This is a genomic window from Bacillus alkalicellulosilyticus, from assembly GCF_002019795.1.
Lineage (GTDB): Bacteria > Bacillota > Bacilli > Bacillales > Bacillaceae_F > Bacillus_AO > Bacillus_AO alkalicellulosilyticum.
This window is the reverse complement of record NZ_KV917381.1, coordinates 2,362,790-2,377,140: the sequence shown is the minus strand read 5'-3', so window position 1 is coordinate 2,377,140 and position 14,351 is coordinate 2,362,790. Positions and strand designations below refer to the sequence as shown.

Sequence of the window (14,351 nt, the reverse complement as noted above, 5' to 3'; positions counted from 1 at the left end):
AACTGAAAATGAAACACGTATATATAGAAGGAAAAGAGAAGAGTGGTCCAACTCTGCTTTTACTTCATGGGACTGGTGGAAATGAACAAGATCTTATCCCATTAGCGCAAGCGATAGCCCCTAATGCATCAATGCTTGGTGTGAAAGGAAATGTATTAGAAAACGGAATGCCTCGGTTTTTCCGTCGTTTGCAAGAAGGTATCTTTGACGAAGAAGATTTGATTTTTAGAACAAAGGAACTAAATGATTTTATAGGTGAATGTGCACAGAACTATCAGTTTAATCGTGACAATGTTGTAGCAATTGGTTATTCCAACGGAGCAAACATTGCTGCGAGTATAATGTATCATTATGAGAAATCTTTAGCGGGGGCTATTTTATTTCACGCGATGGTGCCTTTACGCGGAATTGATTTACCTCATTTACATGGTACGCCTGTTTTTATTGGAGCAGGTAAACGAGACCCGCTCATTCCACAAGAGGAGACAAAAGAGTTAGTTGCTAACTTGGAGCATGCCCATGCCAAAGTAACTGAGCACTGGCATGAAGGAGGCCATGAACTTAGAAGTGAAGAAGTGGAACAAGCAAAAGTATGGTATACTTCAAATTTCAATAAACAATAAACCATATCAAAATAAGGGTATTGAAGAAGGTAAATGTATCTTTTTTCAATGCCTTTTTCATGTTCAATTCTAACTAAATTGGAAATTAATTATTACATAGACGAGGAAGGGAATCTAAAAATCTTGTCGAATTTCTAGAGTTACAAAGATTGTAAGGAGGATCTCTATTGAGTATAAATATAGAAATTACTACTCAGAAAGAAGACATTAAAAAAGCGATGGAAGACGGTCGCTATGATTTAGCCATTCCTCTTGTAAACCAAATGATTTCAGAAATAAAGGCAAAAAAATCTTACTCATATATTAAGCACGTTTTATCTATGATTCAAGAAGAGGATGTACTTCCTCTCCTGCGAGCATTAGATGGGGCTCTTTTGCATTCTTATGGAAACTTTATCATTCGCTATTTAGCAAAGCACATGAATACCACGCTCATTCAAATTTTACTGTGTGATGAGTGGAGTGAGCGTGGAAAAGTTCTCGAGGCTGAAGAAAAGTTATTTGAAATCCTTGAATCCAAAGATTCATTAGACCATAAAATGCTGAAAAGAATTTATAGCATATTAGTTCCTCTTCTTATTGAAATGAAACGTTTTCGTGAAGCTGAATCGTTTTTACAAAAACATGAGGAAATCTCACAAGAACCTATCCTTGACCATTGGGGGTATTTTTATTTCCATTCGGGACAATGGGAAAAAGCAGTGGAAGTATTGGAACGTGGCTCGAAGGAAGATAAGCAACCACAATACTGTTATATGATGCTTCATGTAATCATGCTATCGCAAGGAGACATTGAAAAAGCATTACAGTATGTATCAACAGGAATAGAGAAAGTACCATTTTTCTTACCTCTATATATTGAACGAATGAAGCGGTTAAGGCAGCTTGAACGGTGGGATGAGTTTTTACAAACAAGTGATGAACTGGATAAATTATCTCCTCATCATACCTTTGCTCCCTTTTTACAATATACCAGAGCACAAGCGTATTATGCTCAAGGTGATTTTGAAGCCTTTCGTAACATTGTAGATAAGAATACCGCGACATTTAAAGGGTCTGTTTATCAAACATGTACAACATACAATCCTAATCATCTTACGATCGTACCAACAGTTAATGTGGTACAAAAATATAATTATTGTGTTCCTGCTACGTTATCGATGATATTACAACGAAACGGAATCTCAATAGATCAAGATGAAATATCAGACCATATTTTTGAGGTCAATGGAACACAATTGCTTAAGGCTGTGGACTATTTACAAGCGGTAGGAATGACTTGTCAATTTTTCTTTGGCAACATTGACCGATATAAGGAGTTAACTCAAAAGAATGTCTCAGTGATGATTAGTGTCGATTATCCTAATTCATCGCACGTGCAATTACTAAAAGGCTATGATGATAACTTACAGGCATTTTATATCATTGATCCTAACTCACCTGAAACAATAGTGATTGGGTATGAAGATTTTATGAAGTATTATGGAAAAAATCAATGTTTGTCGATGGCAATCGTTTCAAATTCTAGTGAAATGCCTTCTCTGCTCTCTTCGATTGAGCATGAGATAGTCACTAGAGTTTATAAATTAGCTAATAGACTCGAAAACTTTGATGATTCAACAAAAGAAAGCGATTATCAATTTTTTACACAACATAGGGACTATTTTTTTGTTTCGATTTATTTAATGAAGCTCTTTTTTGATGGGGATAGGGATAACTTACACACCACGATTTCAGATCTCCAAGAAAAGCTACCAGATTCTGATTATATTCATCTTATTTGTGCCCACACATATGTCAAAGTGAAAGAATATGAGCGGGCTACACAATTATTAGCTAGCGTGAAACAAAAAGAAACACATCTGTATCATTACTTACTTGGTCGAATTGCCTATGAGCAAGAACGGTATGAAGAAGCAACACCCCATTTTAGAAAAGCTTTAAATGTTGAACCTGACCATTATGATACATGGTCTTATCTCTCATTAAGTAGCTATTTTTCAGGGGAGACGCAAAAAGCGTTTACGTATGCAGATATTTCTACGGATATCAATGACAAGGATTACTGGAACCGAATGAATGTTGGATTACTTCTAATTGAAGAAAAAAGATATGAGGAAGCAAGAGCGCTTTACCATACTATTTTGAAAGAATATAAGCAATATGCACAAGCCTGGTATGAGCGTGCCTATTGTGACCAAGCTCTTAGTCGATTCTCACATGCCATTCGAGGGTATAAGGTAGCGAGGGAGCTAATGCCGGATGTCCCACTTCCGTATCGTGATTTGGCGATGATTTACGTTCATGAAAATAATAATGAAGAAGCCGCTATCCAAGAGTTATCACAAGGGTTAGAACAGGTAGGAGAAGATTTCTCGTTATTGATGACCTTAGCTGAAATTTATGAAAACAGTGGCAAGCTAGAAGAAGCTGAACAACATTACTTGCGGGCATTTAGTTGTCAACCAGAAAATCCATACCCACTTTTATCTCTTATTGGTATCTACGGTCAGAATAATGAACATGAAAAAGCGATAGCCTTATTGGAGAATCATTACCCTTCATTTCAAACAGATAGTACGTTTTTAATTCATGCAGGGGAGTGGCTAGTAAATCATAGTCAACATGAGACAGAAGCAGCATTGGCATTAGAGTGGCTTGAAGCTGGTATTTCCTATACTAAAAGCAATGTGGAAGGAGCCTGGGATCTGTATGTTCAGCTTCTCGAGTATACAGAACATAACGAAAGAGCACGTTTATTCTTAGACAGTCAAAAAGCTAAGTATCCTAATAGTGTCGACCTACTTTGCTATATTGGATGCTTATTTGAGAGAGCCGAACAGCTAGATCAAGCAATCCATTTATATGAGCAAGCGTTAGAAATAGAGGAGCATTATTTTCCGTATTATCGATTAGGAGAAGTGGCTTTTACTCAAGAACAATATGAAGAAGCGATTTCCTTCTATGCATTGTGTCTTGCACAAGATGCTACCGTTGCGAGTTGTTATTTCCGGCTTGCTGAGATTTATAATCGTTTGGAAGATAGTGTAAATGAACAGCAATACCTGTTTTTAGCATTAGAACATGCGCCACTTGAAGTGACATTGCCTCATTTCATAGAGATAAGTCATGCCGTTGGGAAGCTAGCAGATGTCCGCGATTATTTTGAAAGAAATGAAGGAAATCTTCTAGAACCATGGCGTCTAGACGCTTTAGCCTATATTGCAAAAGCCGAAGGAAATATAAAACTAGCAGAATCGTTTATAAAGCAAGGGCTTGATCTAGATCCTGAGGCTGTGCCGCTTTTGGATCATCTAGCTGACATTTATCTTACATTAAATCGTTTTAAAGAAGCCCAGAGCATAGCAATCACACAAATCGAAAAAGATGTTGAGCATCGTCATATGTACTCTATTTTACTTCGATCTACAATGAAAATAACTTCTATGTATGCCATAAAGGACATCCTAAAGTACCTAGAGCAGGGTGAGAATTTTCATAGTAATCTATACATGTACATGGCGTATGAGGTCGAGCAAATCTTGAGTGAGCGAATGGAGAGTTATGGTACATTCCGCAGGTTGCTTCATATGAAGGGTATACTCAAAATGGAAGCTTTGCTTATTGAGTTATACAATAAAGCCATTGAACAAAACAATAGTCAGGCCGTCATTTGGTTATCCGAATATCATAAAGGATATGAAGAATTTGAAGAAGCAAGAGAGGTGTTAGAAAGATTCTTAGAGCGAAATTGGGATTCAGAAGTGGCGCGCTATTACATCGACCATATTTTAAATGGAACAAGCAATGCCGAACGAAACATTGACTTGAAACTGGTGGAATCGGTTATTTCACGGTGCGTTGAAGAAGACCCAAATGAAATTCAGTTACAAATACAATTGGCAACATTCTATTATCAATATAATCGTTTGAAAGAATCTGAACGATTATTTCAGACCATTATAAATGAAAATCCAGACTATATTGATGCTTATTATGAGTACAGTCGTTTCTGTGAGTATTCGGGGCAATATCAACAAGGAGAAAATGTAATCAAGCAAGCCATTACGCTCGATCCATCCAATGCCTTTCTCTACAATCAACTTAGTATCCTTGAGCATAGACAGGGGAAGACAAAAGAAGCGTTACAAACGATTAATACTTCTATTGAAACTGATAGTGAGTTTTTACTCGGATATTATAATAAGGCTTGCTATTTAGCAGTTCTTCAAGATGTTGATGAATCATTGCGCACATTGGAGTATGTTATTGAAAATGATCCAGACTCCCCTTACTTCAAACAACTTGCTCAGACAGACCCGGATTTAAATAACATTAAGCAAGACGAACGCACAGCCCAAGAAGTAAAACAATTACTTAAATAAAAGCAGAATCCACATGTGGCACGGATAAGGTCGGTTGGTCCCTTTCCGTGTTTTTTTCTTGTGATATGAAATAGAGTACTCGTGTTGCTTTTTCATATGCTTTATTAGTAATAACAGGAAGAGAAATGGGTCTTAAGTCGTTTAATTTAAGTTGCGTTTCATCATATAATCTATGATTGGGGGGATGGAGATGAAACCAATTAAAAAACTACCATATTTGAAGACAGCAGGAAGATGGGTTATATTCGTTCTCTTGTGTTGTGCTACTGCCATGTTTATTTATGCTGCGATTTTTCATGAAATCATTTATCGTTTATTTGTCATATGCTTATTATTGTTTATTTCTTATTCTATGTATTCAAAACGTAATCACGCGCAAACCGTACAGTCACCAAAAAATGAATTCATAACTACAAACGATGATGATCTTGAAAAAGAAATAGCAAGAGTCAATTTAGGGAAAACACAAATGCTAGAAACACTATTTACAAAAGCTGAATTAGACGAGGCAGAAAAGCAAGCGTATCGTGATAAAATCATGAAAAAAGATACGGAATTATTCTTTCTTAAGCAAGATGTCTTAAAGGCAAAGATGAAATTAGAACAAGCAATGAATGATACAAAAAAATATTTTAGTAAATCCGAATGTATTAAAGAACTTAGCTCAAAGTTACAACCAGATGTCATCAATAAAGGGTCAATGATGGTTTTGAATGAAAAGTTAGCCAAGATTCGCTCTACTCTTGACCCAAAAACGATTCAATCCTTAGAAAAATTAAAATATGTTGATGAGAGTTTTAAAATAACAAGGAACGGCTATAAAGCTCTGAAAAAAATTTGTGAATCAAGAACTTCAAGTGTTAGTTAGAAGTTGTCTCCTGCTAGCAAACATAGTAAGGTATAAGAAGAGAAATGTTGAATCAGTGAGAAAGAGGGATTGTAATGGGGAATGGATTAACAGGGAAGACAGTTGTTCTTGCCGCTTCTCGTAAAACGGATGAAATGACTCTATTAATTGAGAAACAAGGCGGAAAAGCGTTAATACGACCGATGCAAGGGACTGTGTTTTTAGATGAGGAACAAGTTAAACCTGACCTTCAGCGTTTAGTTGAGGAAGGTACAGATGTACTGATTTTAACAACAGGAATTGGAACTGAAACCTTACTATCGATTGCAGAAAACATCAGGAGAAAAGAAGATTTCTTGCAGGTTTTACAAGAGGCTGAGGTAGCTTCAAGAGGATATAAAACATTCGGTGTACTAAAGAAATTAGGAGTTACACCATTTGCAGTTGATGAAGATGGAACAACCGCAGGACTTGCTAAAGCTTTAGTAGACTATGACTTTCAAGGAAAGCGAGTGACAGTTCAACTTCATGGCGACCCTGCCCCACGATTAATTGAATTTCTTACGGACCGTGGTGCAACCGTGCTTCAATTATTACCTTATCAGCATATACCACCTGAGGAACATACGGCTGAACTGTTGTGTAAAGAAATTATTGACCGTCACGTAGATGCGGTTTGCTTTACTACCGCGATTCAAGTCAGATCGCTCCTTACATATGCCCAACAGCAGGGGATAAAAGAAGAAATTTTAATGGCATTCACGGCAGATGTATTAGCTGTTTCTGTTGGAAAGGTGACATCAGAAGCAATGGTTGAAGAGGGGATTACACGTTATATCGCTCCTGAACTTGAGCGAATGGGTGCAATGATTATTGAACTTTCAAGGTATTATGATAATCAAAAATAATAAGGAAGAGGGTGGGGCGAAAGGTAAACAACCATTTGTCCCACCCGCTTTATAATATCCGCACAAACCATTTTGAAGGAAAACGTACCAGAGTATTCAATGGGGCAATGTGTTGTTGAAATAATGGGTAAAAAGATTCATTTAATAAAGAGGAAATAAGTGTAAAATACATATAGCTTCTACTTCTTAAAGTTATGCTCCTATCAAAGATTAAGGAGGAAAACAAATGAAATGTAAAAGTTGTGAAGGTAATGGATTTTCCACTTGTAGGAAATGCAGTGGTACGGGATTTGATTACGGTCACCATAAGTGTAGTCAATGTTCTGGTCAAGGGACAGTTAATTGTTCGCCATGCGAGGGGAAAGGAAAGGTACCATTTTTCAAAAGGTTTAAGTCAGGCTAATTGATTAGTAGAGTAAGATTTAATAGGCTATATACTAAGGGTTCCAAAAAGGTAACATACCTTTTTGGAACCCTATTTTCTTATAGAAATAGTAGGGCGAATATGGTTGAAACGGTTAAACCAATGATTACTGGGAAAAAGCTTTTTCGAACGAGATCAATGACAGAGATTTTTGCAAAACCAGCAATCGCTATGATCGGTGACCATGCGACTAACGTACCGCCACCAACCCAAATTGCACCCATCTGCCCTATAGCGGCCAATGTGTTTCCGTCGACTCCCACGGTTTGACCAAAGGCATCAGCTAATCCACCAATTAAAGGTAACCCAGAAAAACCTGACCCGTCTAGGCCTGATACCATTCCGAGAAGTAATATCCCAAACGCCGTTATAAAGGTGTTTTCTGGTATAGCGTGTTGGCCTGCATTGACAAGGTCAAATAAAAAGGCTGGTGCGCTATCGGCTTCAACCCCTAGAATTCTAGGTGAATAATCACCACTTCCGATAAAAAAGAAACCGGCAATCGGGATAACGACTCCCATTACTTTGAAGGCAAACATGAGACCTTGACGAATATACGAACTTACATCTTCAAGAGAAGATTTAAAATCTTTCGCAAAGGCTGTTGCAATTATTAATATGGCGGCTGTTCCTCCGATTAAAGCTGCACCTGCACCACCTTCCATTGACGGGATAGCGCTTGTGAATGTAGCAAGAACAACATAGATGACGATTGCCAAAAAGACAATGGGGACTAATACAGCAAATAAAAAACTGTACTGGGATTTCGTAGAATTAATAGAGTCATCCGTTTTTATCAGGTTATCTTCTTGGTCTTGGTTTTCCCATTTCGACAGGAGCTCTTGGGAAGGTTTTTTTATTTCTTTTCGTTGTGTGAAATACACGATTAGGAGTGCGACGGCACCTGTTATTAATGACATAATTAATGTTTTTTCAGTGATTGCTCCTGCTTCTAGCCCGGAGACCGAAGCAGTTAGTGCTGGAGCAGCTTGAATGACAAAGTCTGATGACAATGCCATACCGTGTCCGGCAATAGAAATGGCAAGGGCTGCACCGATTGGAGGAAGTCCTGCTTTAATAGCAACAGGGATGAGTAACGCCCCAATTAATGGTACTGCTGGAGCGGGCCAGAAGAATAGTGAAATGGCGTACGTGACAAACACTAAAATCCAAAAGGAAGTATGACCGTTATTCATTACTTTCTGGAATGGTACGATCATTTGTTTGTCTGACCCAATTGCCTTTAATGCATGAAGCAAGGCAGTCATAATCGCTATGATTAAGAAGATGTGAAACAGCTGAGTAGCCGCTGTAACACTTGCATTAAAGATAGACTGAAGGCCTAAAGTAAATGACCCCGTATATAACCACCCGACAACAAATGTCATAAGTATTGCGGGAACGACTACATTTTGGCGGAAAAGCATCGTTACAATGATAAGGCATGTGCCTACTAGATACATCCAATGAGCGATAGTTAATTCCATTACAAGAGTTGCTCCTTTCTGGATGAAAATTTTAGATTACAATAGCCTATGCTAAAAGGTGGGTAAGTGTGTATCATTGGACCTTCAAATTCTTGTTTAAAAAAGGAGAATATTCCAAATGAATGTAAGTCTTTATTTTACTTTTTTGAGTGGTGATACTAGAATAGAACATACGCGAATACCGTAAGAATATAGAAAACAAGGAGTAGGTGAGGAGTATGAGTCAGCACCCAACGAATGTTGAAAATGAGCAAAAACGAGTGGATATGGTCGTCGCAAAAATAAATGACAGGTTAGCTGACCTTTTGATTCAACTAGGAACAGTTAAAGGTGATGTTTTTGATATAAGAAAAAAGTTTTGGGATGACGTTACGGTTAACTTAGACAATGCCGAAGAAGTTTCAGAAACCTTTGCGAGCATTAAACAACAAGCGGAACTGTTGAACGAGCGAGAACGTTCTCATCACCATGCGAATAAACAATTTAAAAGTTTGGAACGGTTAAAGCATAGTCCTTACTTTGGGAGAATTGATTTTCAAGAGGATAATGAGGAAACAGAGCCGATTTATATCGGAACGGCATCTTTTGTAGATAAAAATGGGGTAGATTTTTATGTCTATGACTGGAGAGCACCTATTTCTAGCATGTATTATGATTTTGGGCCTGGTCCAGCCCATTACGAAACCCCATATGAACAAATTTCCGGACAGGTAAAATTAAAAAAGCAGTATATTATCCGTCAGGGTCAGCTATTACATATGTTTGATACTGGAGTGACCATCGGAGACGAGCTTCTCCAGGAAGTGTTAGGCAAACAAGCAGACTCGCAAATGAAGAGCATTGTAGCAACAATTCAACAAGAACAAAACGTGATTATTCGAAATGAAAAATCACGGATATTACTTGTTCAAGGGGTGGCTGGTAGCGGAAAGACTTCAGCAGCGCTTCAGCGTGTTGCCTATTTATTATATCGATACCGCGATACGATTGAGGCTGAGAATATTGTTCTCTTTTCACCAAACTCAATGTTCAATAGTTATGTTCGTTCTGTTTTGCCAGAGCTTGGTGAGGAGAACATGCAACAAACGACCTTTCAGGAATATGTGCACCATCGGTTGGCATCAGAATTTACTATTGAAGATCCTTTTACTCAAATGGAATATATTTTGAGTGAAACGAAAAATCCAGCTTACCAGACAAGAATCCAAAGTATACAATTTAAATCCTCATTCACTTTTATGAAAATGGTTGATGGATATGTGGAAGGGTTAAAAAAAGAGGGGGTCTTTTTTCACTCTTTAGAACATCGTGGTAAAGAAATCATATCAGGTAAAACCATTCATTCATGGTTTTACGAAACAGACCAACATCTCTCCCTTCCAAACCGTTTGAATTTTGTAATAGAACAATTGCTAAAAGCCGTAAGGGAAATTGAATTAGAGGAACGGAAAAAAGAGTGGGTCGATAAAGAAATAGAGTTACTTGATAATGAGATCCTTTTGAAAGCTCATCAAAAAGTGCAAAATGAGAAAAAGCAACATACGGTATTTATGGAGTTTGACAGGGAACATGAAATATTAGCAGCGTATGTAGTGAAACGGTCGTTAAAATCCATTCGAAACCAAATTAAACAAATGGAGTTTGTAGATTTTCAAACGATTTATAGTGAGTTGTTTTCACCTGCTAATGCGAAAACCTCAACTTTAGACGATGAGCAGTGGAAACAAATAGGGAACTATACCAAAGAGCAATTACATGCCGGTTTTTTGCCATATGAGGATGTAACACCATACTTATATGTGAAAGAACAAATTGGTGGATTCCAGGTGAATACAATGATTCGCCATGTATTTATTGATGAGGCCCAAGATTATTCACCTTTTCAATTTGCATTTATTGTAAAGTTGTTTCCACGAGCCAAAATGACCATTTTAGGTGACGGAAATCAATCGATTTTTACACATTCAACAACAGATAGTTTTTCATCATTACTCTCTTTATTTTCAAAGGAGCAAGTGGAAAGTTATCAACTAACAAAAAGTTATCGCTCGACAAAGCAAATTGTTGAGTTTACAAAACAAATGATAAATGCAGATATCATTCCATTTAATCGTAATGGTCACAAGCCTATGCTAATACAAGCAAGAGATTGTAAGGATTTAAACAGAAAAGTCGTTCATAGAATTAAAGAACTTCAAAAAGAAGGACAGGAAACGATTGCGGTAATCTGTAAAACAGAGGTTGAATGTGAACAGGCGTATGAACACCTTCAAGAACAAATAGATGTGACAAAAGTAACAAAGCACTCGGGTGGCTATGAATCCGGAACGTTAATCATCCCGTCGTATTTAGCGAAAGGGGTAGAATTTGATGCGGTTATTATTTATAATGCATCCGCGCAAGCCTATCACCTAGAAAGTGAACGAAAGCTTTTCTACACAGCATGCACTAGAGCGATGCACTCACTTACCCTTTTCTATAAAAACGAAGTAACACCTTATCTAAAAGAAATATCTGAAGATACATTTGATGAATATACAAACGAAAAGTAATCGATAAAATGAGGCCGTGACAGAAGGTTTTTTCCTTTTATCACGGCCTACTATTTAACCTAGTTATGTCTCATCCCTGTTTTTAAAGATTAAACGGATTTCTTCCTTTTCTTTAAAATAGTCATATTTTCCATCAAATGTGGAAAAATACAACGACGAATTAAAGTAGGAGGAAATAGGATGTCAAACCATAATCAACCGAATGCCCCAGAACCGTATTGGAGAGTTTCAACCTCATTACCGACGTTTCCACACCTTGCAGAAGATATTCATGTAGATGTAGCAGTGGTTGGGGGAGGTATGACGGGAATAACGACCGCTTATTTATTAACGAAGCAAGGAATTGATGTTGCACTGATCGAGGCAGATTCTCTTGCGAATGGAACAACAGGACATACAACTGCCAAAATTACAGCACAACATGGTTTAATTTATGATGAATTTATCCAGCATTTTGGAACGGAGCAAGCACGTTTATATTACGAAGCAAATGATAATGCGAAACAATTTATCACAAGTTATATAGAGGAAAAGCAGCTTGATGCAAAGGTAAACACGGAAGACGCCTTTTTATTTACAAACTCTGAACAGTATTTATCAAAGCTAGAAAACGAATTTCGAGCTTATGAAAAGTTAGGCATTCAAGGTGGTTATCAAGAAAAAGTAGATATTCCTGTTGAAATAAAAGCGGCAGTAAGAATGGATAAACAAGCGCAATTTCACCCTTTACAATATTTGAAGAGTTTACTTGATGACATTGTAGCTGCAAATGGGAAAATATACGAAAATACACCTGCAGTAGATATCCAGGATGGAAAAAAACCAGTGGTTATTACTAAAAACGGATCAAAGATAAGCTGTAATCATGTTGTATGTGCTTCTCATTATCCATTTAAAGATGGCAGTGGCCTTTATTTTTCAAGGTTGTACGCAGACCGTTCTTATGTAGTAGCGGTTAAACCCGAAAAAGAATTTTCAGGGGGAATGTACATAAACGCAGAAACTCCTACTCGGTCACTTCGGTATACAATCGATAATAATGATGAAAAACTTATTTTAGTGAGTGGGGAACATCATAAAACAGGTCAAGGAAAATCCACATTAGAACATTATCGTGCATTAGAGGAATATGCAAAAGAGACAATAGGAATTAAAGACATCTCCTATCGATGGTCGGCACAGGATTTAATTACACCTGATAAACTTCCATATGTCGGATCGATTTCGACAAACAATCCGAACATATATGTGGCGGCTGGCTATCGTAAGTGGGGAATGACAAATAGTACGGTTGCTGCACATATTATTTCGGACATCATTCAAAACAAACATAATCAATATACAGAGCTTTATAGTCCATCTCGCTTTGTGGCTGACCCAAGTATTAAAAAGTTTATTAAAGAAAATGTAAATGTGGCAAAAGAATTTATCACAGGAAAGTTAGACCTACCCGAAAAAAGTCCAGAAGATTTAGGGTTGGATGAGGGCTCAATTGTAAATGTTAATGGGGTCCGATGTGGGGCTTATAAAAATAAAGACGGTGAAGTGTTTGTTGTAGATTCCACTTGTACTCATATGTACTGTGAGGTGGAGTGGAATTCAGGAGAAAGAACATGGGATTGTCCGTGCCATGGTTCAAGATATGCTGTAGACGGAGAAGTCATTGAAGGACCAGCTAAAAAACCGTTAAATCAAATGACAACATTATAAACAGTTTTAAATAGGGTGATGTTCCATGAAGTTATTCATGTGTCATTACTCTATTTTTTATACTTAGGGCAAAGAGAATTAGAATAGAAGGATAGGAAGCCACTGAAAATTAAAAAATCAAATTTTTCAGTTCCTTCAAGATAGCTGGCCATTTCCCATAAATAGTCTGTGATATAATGGATACCATCTTATAAGAAATTGCGATAATCACAGCTATAGAAGGAATGAGACAGTAATGAAAGTTATGTTTGAAACGTATCTCATTGGAATTATTGGTATATTCATATTTACTATTTTAAATCTGCCATTGCCTTGGCTTCTTGGTCCAATCGTCATGATTGTTTTGTGGAAGCTTACGTTAAATCGTGAAACCCACCAGCCAAGCTATTTTAAGAATGGAAGTTTTATTACGTTAGGTATTTATTTTGGCCTATCATTCACTAGGGAAACGTTCATCGTCATCGGCCCTTATATCGTACCTTTTGCTTTTTTAACAATCCTATTACTTTTTTTATGTGTTTGCCATACCCTTTTAATTAGTAAATGGTTTTCAATCCCAAAGACGACAAGTATTTTATCAGGGATACCTGGTGGGTTAACAGAAATGGTTGCTATTAGTGATTCCTTAAAAGGGAATGTGGGCTTAGTCACCATCTTTCAGACGATTCGTTTGTTAACAGTCGTTTTAGCTGTACCTTTTGTAGTGTTTCATTTATTTACACCTTCTGAGATAATAGACATAGACGTAAGCATTCCTGTAACAGAAGAAAGAATCCCTATAGCAACTTACTTCTGGTTGTTACTCCCAATTGCATTTGCTCTCTTTCTTCGAAAAAAGATAGTTGCTGCTTATGTCGTTGTACCATTATTTGCTACCGCTATACTTAATGTTGTCGGAGTAGAACTCCCTTTGCTACCAAATTGGACGGTATTACTTGCCCAGCTCGCTATTGGTGTGAGTATTGGTTCTATTATTCAGTTAAGAGAGTTAAAAATAGGTGGTAGGTATAGCTTAGTATTTTTTAGCTTAACTGTTGTGACAATTCTTACTGCATTTGGTCTTGGCTTCGTTTTTTCTATCCTTACAGACGTATCATTGGATACGGCTATGTTAAGTTTTGCGCCAGGAGGGCTGATTGAAATGGTGTTAACAGCAAAAGCAATTGGTGCAGATGCGTCTATCGTTAGCTCACTTCAGTTTATGCGTCTTCTGATAATATTGCTTTTAGTACCACCTGTATTAAAATGGTGGTTGCTTTCAAAACCAGAAAATAGGAATAAGGAATTAAAAGGTATTACCGGAAAATCGATTCTATAGTGGTAAATAACAAGAAAAATGAAAGTAGTTTTATTTGAAAAATAGTTAGATTAAGGGATTATTATAGTAATTTAATCCTGTAATCAGACCGAGACTA

At 37.1% G+C, this 14,351-nt stretch carries 8 protein-coding genes; 7 read left to right on the top strand and 1 reads right to left on the bottom strand.

From position 1 onward, the window contains the following. Nucleotides 1–8 precede the first annotated feature (8 nt). The 4 genes from BK585_RS11970 to BK585_RS11955 all read left to right on the top strand — a co-directional run bounded on the left by BK585_RS11970 (nucleotide 9) and on the right by BK585_RS11955 (nucleotide 6,763). Entirely contained in the window at nucleotides 9–623 is a 615-nt protein-coding gene (locus BK585_RS11970) for an alpha/beta hydrolase (RefSeq protein WP_078553671.1), read from the top strand. A gap of 167 nt (nucleotides 624–790) precedes the next feature. Next, nucleotides 791–5,008 carry a tetratricopeptide repeat protein gene (locus tag BK585_RS11965; RefSeq protein ID WP_078553670.1) on the top strand — a complete coding sequence of 1,406 codons (4,218 nt, stop codon included), beginning with the start codon at nucleotides 791–793 and terminating at the stop codon, nucleotides 5,006–5,008. 190 nt (nucleotides 5,009–5,198) lie between these two features. Further along, nucleotides 5,199–5,876: a hypothetical protein gene (locus BK585_RS11960; protein ID WP_078553669.1), complete on the top strand. Its 678-nt coding sequence runs from the start codon at nucleotides 5,199–5,201 to the stop codon at nucleotides 5,874–5,876. 74 nt (nucleotides 5,877–5,950) lie between these two features. After that, nucleotides 5,951–6,763, top strand: coding sequence for a uroporphyrinogen-III synthase (locus tag BK585_RS11955; RefSeq protein WP_078553668.1), 813 nt, complete (start codon nucleotides 5,951–5,953; stop codon nucleotides 6,761–6,763). A 483-nt stretch (nucleotides 6,764–7,246) separates the two neighbouring features. Here the strand turns inward: BK585_RS11955 and BK585_RS11950 are convergent, their stop codons facing one another. Next, on the bottom strand, nucleotides 7,247–8,674 hold the full coding sequence (locus BK585_RS11950) for a hypothetical protein (protein WP_078553667.1): 1,428 nt from the start codon (nucleotides 8,672–8,674) through the stop codon (nucleotides 7,247–7,249). 218 nt (nucleotides 8,675–8,892) lie between these two features. On the opposite strand from BK585_RS11950, the gene helD reads away from it, so the two are divergent. From helD to BK585_RS11935, 3 genes are all read left to right on the top strand, one after another. Next, a complete protein-coding gene (helD, locus tag BK585_RS11945; RefSeq protein ID WP_078553666.1) occupies nucleotides 8,893–11,226 on the top strand; it encodes an RNA polymerase recycling motor HelD in 2,334 nt (777 codons plus the stop codon). A 180-nt stretch (nucleotides 11,227–11,406) separates the two neighbouring features. Further along, on the top strand, nucleotides 11,407–12,936 hold the full coding sequence (locus tag BK585_RS11940; RefSeq protein WP_078553665.1) for an FAD-dependent oxidoreductase: 1,530 nt from the start codon (nucleotides 11,407–11,409) through the stop codon (nucleotides 12,934–12,936). A 235-nt stretch (nucleotides 12,937–13,171) separates the two neighbouring features. After that, nucleotides 13,172–14,254, top strand: coding sequence for an AbrB family transcriptional regulator (locus BK585_RS11935; RefSeq protein WP_078553664.1), 1,083 nt, complete (start codon nucleotides 13,172–13,174; stop codon nucleotides 14,252–14,254). The last annotated feature ends 97 nt before the right edge of the window (nucleotides 14,255–14,351 follow it).

Bases quoted from the DNA above. Each gene is read 5' to 3' on its own strand.
- BK585_RS11970 (WP_078553671.1), top strand. From the start codon at position 9: ATGAAACACGTATATATAGAAGGAAAAGAGAAGAGTGGTCCAACTCTG.
- BK585_RS11960 (WP_078553669.1), top strand. From the start codon at position 5,199: ATGAAACCAATTAAAAAACTACCATATTTGAAGACAGCAGGAAGATGG.
- BK585_RS11955 (WP_078553668.1), top strand. From the start codon at position 5,951: ATGGGGAATGGATTAACAGGGAAGACAGTTGTTCTTGCCGCTTCTCGT.
- BK585_RS11950 (WP_078553667.1), bottom strand. From the start codon at position 8,674: ATGGAATTAACTATCGCTCATTGGATGTATCTAGTAGGCACATGCCTT.
- helD (WP_078553666.1), top strand. From the start codon at position 8,893: ATGAGTCAGCACCCAACGAATGTTGAAAATGAGCAAAAACGAGTGGAT.
- BK585_RS11940 (WP_078553665.1), top strand. From the start codon at position 11,407: ATGTCAAACCATAATCAACCGAATGCCCCAGAACCGTATTGGAGAGTT.
- BK585_RS11935 (WP_078553664.1), top strand. From the start codon at position 13,172: ATGAAAGTTATGTTTGAAACGTATCTCATTGGAATTATTGGTATATTC.